The organism is Cognatundibacterium luofuense, from assembly GCF_018139685.1.
GTDB lineage: Bacteria > Pseudomonadota > Gammaproteobacteria > Burkholderiales > Burkholderiaceae_D > Undibacterium > Undibacterium luofuense.
This window is the reverse complement of sequence record NZ_JAGSPN010000220.1, coordinates 1-398: the sequence shown is the minus strand read 5'-3', so window position 1 is coordinate 398 and position 398 is coordinate 1. Positions and strand designations below refer to the sequence as shown.

The window sequence follows — 398 nt, the reverse complement described above, 5'->3', positions numbered from 1 at the left end:
ATCAGACGATTCGCAAGATCACCGGAAGTCGTGAATAACAACAAACCTTCAGTATTAAAATCCAGACGCCCAACCGCCAGCCACTTACCCACCTTCATGGTAGGCAAACTACCAAATACCGAAGGACGCCCCTCAGGATCATTGGTACTGACAATTTCACCGGCAGGCTTATGATAAATCAGCACACGTGGCGGCTTTTTCGTCACTTTGCGCATAATCGGCTTACCATTGATGCGTACCTGATCCGTTGGCAAAATACGTTGACCGATATGCGCTGGCTCACCATTAACAGACACGCGCCCAGCCACAATCAGCTCTTCCATATCACGCCGCGAACCCAGACCCGCTTCCGCCAGCACCTTATGCAATTTAGGCGCATCATCATCCGCAGTCAGATC

At 50.8% G+C, this 398-nt stretch carries 1 protein-coding gene; it reads right to left on the bottom strand.

Features of this window, described 5'->3' with window-relative positions:
- Positions 1-398 (bottom strand): pseudouridine synthase (locus KDM89_RS20115; RefSeq protein WP_212689649.1); only part of this gene is annotated, 398 nt, incomplete at both ends.